Genomic DNA, 4,735 nt, shown 5'->3' on the forward strand with positions numbered 1-4,735 from the left:
CCACGAACACGATCCGCCCCCACGACGAACCACTGCGAGAGTCCCCCGCCATGTACGAGCTGTCCCGGGTACGCCTCTACTCCATCGGGCCCGCCGGTGCGCGCTACGCCGACACCGTGCTGGACCTGCGCGGGGTGGGCGAGCCGGTGCCCACCCCCGCTCCCACCCAGGCGGAATTCTTCGAGGAGGAGCCGGTCGGGCCGCCGCGCAGACCCGCCCCGGCCGGAGTGCTGTTCCTGGAGAACGGCGGCGGGAAGTCCGTACTCCTCAAGCTGATCTTCTCCGTGATGCTGCCCGGCCACCGCAACACCCTGGGCGGCGCGAGCTCGGGCGTCCTGCGCAAGTTCCTCCTCGCCGACGACTGCGGGCACGTCGCCCTGGAGTGGCAGCACACCCTGACCGGCGAGTGCGTCGTCGTCGGCAAGGTCAGCGAATGGCGGGGACGCCAGGTCTCCAACGACCCCCGCAAGTTCGCCGAGGCCTGGTACTCCTTCCGGCCCGGCCCCGGGCTCTCCCTGGACTCGCTGCCCGTCGCCGAGGCGCACTCCGTGCGCCCGGCCGCGGAAGGCACCTCGGGGGCGCGCGGCAGGCGCCGCACCATGAAGGGCTTCCGGGACGCGATCACCGAGGCCGGCAAGGCCTACCCGCACCTCGACGTCCACTGGGAGGAGATCCACGACCGCTGGAACGAACACCTCGGAGACCTCGGCCTCGACCCCGAACTCTTCCGGTACCAGCGGGAGATGAACGCCGACGAGGGAGAGGCCGCCGGCCTGTTCGCGGTCAAGAAGGACTCCGACTTCACCGATCTGCTGCTGCGGGCCGTGACCGACACCCGGGACACCGACGGACTCGCCGACCTGGTCTCGGGCTTCGGCAGCAAACTGGGCCGCCGCGCCGAACTCATCGCGGAGCGCGACTTCACGGCGGGCTCCGTGGATCTGCTCGGCCGGATCGTCGACGCCGCCGGGACCCGCTCACGCGCCCGCGACGTCCACACGGGCGCCGAACGCCGCACCCGTAGCCTCGCCCGCCGCCTCTCCGCCCGCGCCGCCGGGGAACGCGGCCGCTCCGCCGAACTGGCCCAGCGGGTCACGGACGCCGCGCACTCCGTCACCGAGGCGGAATCCGCCCGCGCCCGCAGCGCTCTCATCTCCGCCGAACTCGCCTACCGCCACGCGTCCCTTGCCCTCACCGCCGCCGAGAAGGCGGCCGCCGCCCAGCGCCGCGAACTCGCCGACGCCCGTACCCTCCACGCCGCCTGGCAGGCCGCCGAGGCCGTGCTGCGGCACCGCGCCGCCGCCGACCGCTCGGCCCGGGTCGCCGCCGCCATCCGCGAGGCCGAACGCGACGCTGCTCCCGCGCTCGCCGCCCGCGCCAGGGCCGCCGCCGACCTCGTACGCGCCCTGGCCGGCGCCGCCGAGGACGCCGAGCGCCTCGCGGCCGAGGAGGAGGAGCGCTCCGGAGCCCTTCAGGCGGCCGGCGACACCGCCCACCGAGACGCCACCGCCGCCGCCACCGAGGCCCAGCGCGCCCGCAGCGAGGCCGGCCACCTCCGCCAGCGCCTCGCCGAGGTCGAGCAGGAGACCGCCGAGGCAGTGCGCGCCGGCTGGCTCGACGACACCGCGCCCGACGCCGACCCGGCGCGCGCCGCCCTCGCCGCGAGCGACGCGGAGAAGACCGCCGTCGCCGCCTGGGACGCCACCCGCGAGGCCGCCCGCGAGAGCGCCGACCACGCCCGCGAGGCGGCGGCCCGCGCGACCCGCGCCGAACTCGCCGCCGCCCGCGCCTCGGACGCCGCCGAGGCCGCCGAGGCCGCGTACGGGGGAGAACGCCGCACCGCGCAGTCCCTCGCCGCCGAGGAGCGGCTGGCGGAACTGCTCGGCCTGCCGGACGGCCCGGCCGCGCCGGCCTCCACCACCGTGCCGCGGCCGCGCGGGAGCACCCCCGGGGAGCCCGCGCACACCGGGCGGACGGAATCCCTGACCGCCGAGGAACTCGACCGCAGCGCCGAGGATCTCCAGGAACTGCTCGACGGCTCGGTCGCCGCCGCGGAGCGCCAGCTGTTCGAGCTGCGGACGGCAGCCGCCGACGACTCCAGGATCCTCGGCGCGCTCGGCGACGGCGGCCTGCTGCCACCCGGGCCCGACGTCCTCGCGGCCGTGGAGTTCCTCGGGGAGCACGGCATCCCCGCGCTCCCCGGCTGGCGCTACCTGGCCCAGGCCGTCGACCCGGCCGACCACGCCGCCGTGCTCGCCGCCCGGCCCGAGCTGGTCGACGGCGTCATCATCACCGACCCGGACAGCCACGCCCGCGCCCGCGAGGCGCTGGCCGGCGCCGCCCTGCTGCCCCGCTCGACCGTGGCCGTGGGAACCGCCGCCGCCCTGCTCGCGCCGACCCCCGCTCCCGGCGCAGGAGACGGCGAGGTGTTCCTCGTCCCGCCCAACCCGGCGATGCACGACGAACATGCCGCGGACGAGGAACGGCAGGCGCTCCGGGCCCGGGCGGCCGCCCGCGACGAGGAGATCAGGGCGCTGGCCGCACGGCTCGCCGCGGACCGCACGCTCGCCGCGCGCCTCGGTTCCTGGCGCACCGGCTGCCCGCCCGGCAGGCTCGCCGAACTCGCGGCCCGGGCACACGCCGCACGGGAGGCCGCCGAGGAGGCGGGGGCGGAGCTCGCCGAGGCCCGCACCGTCCGCGCCGAGACGGAGGAGGCCGCGGCCGAGGCGGCCCGCGCGCGCGACGAGCGGCAGGACGCCGCCCAGCGGGCCCGCCGCGCTGCCGACGCCCTCGCCGGGCTCGCCTTCCGGCTCCGCGAACGCGCCGGCTGGCAGTCGCGGCTGCGCGAACTCGCCGACGACGCCGCCGAGTACGAGGCCAGGGCACAGGTCTGCCTGGAGCGTGCCCGCGCCGCCGACGAGGACCGCAGGGCCGCGCAGCGGGCCGCCGACGACGCCCACCGTGTCGCCCGCACCCTGCGCGCCGAACGGGCCGAGATCGCCGGAGCGCCGGAAGACCTTCCCGACCCCGGGGAAGGTGCCCCCAAGGCGGCGCTCCCCGCGCTCCGCGAGGCCTACCGCTCCGCCTCCCAGCTGTACGAGAAGGTCGGCGTCGGCGCCGACCTGCGCGCCGAGCAGGCGCGCGCGGAGAGCGACGAGAGCGCGTCCCTCGCCGAACTCGACCGGCTCACCAACAAGGTGCGCACCCGGGCCGCCCAGCTCCTCGAAGGCCCGGACGGCGCCGACGGACCGTCGCGCCAGGCCGCGGCGGCGCGCGCCGAGTCCCTGGTGCAGATGCTGGAGTCCCGCGCGTCCGCGGCCAGCGAACAACTGGGCAGACTGCGCGGCGAGGCCGAGCGGCACGCCCCCGCCGACGGCGAGGCGCACACCGAACTGCCCGGGGAACTGGTGCCGGCGGACGCAGAACACGCCCAGTCCCTGCTGCGCACCGCCACGACCGAACTCGCCGTGCGCACGGACGCACTGGAGGCCGCCCGCGCCGCCCACGCCGAACTGCTGCGCGCGCACCGGGCCGCCGAGGACGCCGCGAGCGGCTTCGACGAGACGGCGGCGCTGCTGCGGGACCTGCTGCGCGACGGCCCGCAGGACGAGGACCCGGCGGGTGCTGCCGAGCCCTACCCCGGCAGCCTCGAAGAGGCCCGGCAGTCGGCGGCCGAGTCCCGCCGCTCGCTACGCGGCTGTGCCGCCGACCTGTCGGCCGCCGAGGCCACGGTGCGCGAGGCGAGCGACATCCTGGTGCGGCACGCCAACTCCACGCGCTACGAGGCCGTACGCACTCCGGCCCGCCAGCAGATCCGCGAACTGCCCGCCGCCGCGCTGCCCGAGCACGCGGCGTCCTGGGCGGCGGCGTTCGCGCCGCGGCTGCGCGTGCTCACCGACGAGCTGGAGCAGCTGGAGCGCAACCGCGACAGCATCGTGGACCGGCTGCGCGGCCTGGTCGAGTCCTCACTGGCCACGCTGCGTTCCGCACAGCGGCTGTCCCGGCTGCCGGAAGGACTGGGGGAGTGGTCGGGGCAGGAGTTCCTGCGGATCCGTTTCGAGGAGCCCGACCAGGCGACGCTGACGGACCGGCTCGGCGAGGTCGTCGACGAGGCGACCCGCGCGGCGGTCAGGAAGAACTCCGATCTGCGCAGGGACGGCATGTCCCTGCTGCTGCGCGGGGTGCACGCGGCCCTCCAGCCGCGAGGCGTGGCCGTCGAGATCCTCAAGCCGGACGCGGTGCTGCGCGCGGAGCGGGTGCCGGTCGGGCAGATGGGCGACGTCTTCTCGGGCGGCCAGCTGCTGACCGCGGCCATCGCGCTGTACTGCACGATGGCGGCGCTGCGCAGCAACGACCGGGGCCGCGACAAGCACCGGCACGCCGGCACGCTGTTCCTCGACAACCCGATCGGCCGGGCCAACGCGACGTATCTGCTGGAGCTCCAGCGTGCCGTCGCCGACGCCCTCGGCGTCCAGCTCCTCTACACCACCGGCCTGTTCGACACGACCGCGCTCGCGGAGTTCCCCCTCGTCATCCGGCTGCGCAACGACGCCGACCTGCGGGCGGGGCTGAAGTACATCAGCGTCGAGGAACACCTGCGGCCCGGCCTGCCCCGGCAGAACGCGGACGGCCCGACCGTCCACGGAGAGATCACGGCGACCCGGATGTTCAAACGTCCGGCACCGGCCGAGCAGTAGAACGGGCGCCGGCCCGCACCACGGGTGGTGCGGGCCGG

General features: G+C 76.7%; 1 protein-coding gene. It reads left to right on the forward strand.

All coding sequences use genetic code 11. The features are described 5' to 3' along the window. Positions 1 to 50 precede the first annotated feature (50 nt). Positions 51 to 4,697 (forward strand): hypothetical protein, encoded by a 4,647-nt coding sequence (locus tag GUY61_RS34890; RefSeq protein WP_166634333.1) that lies wholly within the window; start codon positions 51 to 53, stop codon positions 4,695 to 4,697. Positions 4,698 to 4,735 lie beyond the last annotated feature (38 nt).

The organism is Streptomyces sp. GC420 (assembly GCF_009916105.1).
Classification (GTDB): Bacteria; Actinomycetota; Actinomycetes; order Streptomycetales; family Streptomycetaceae; genus Streptomyces.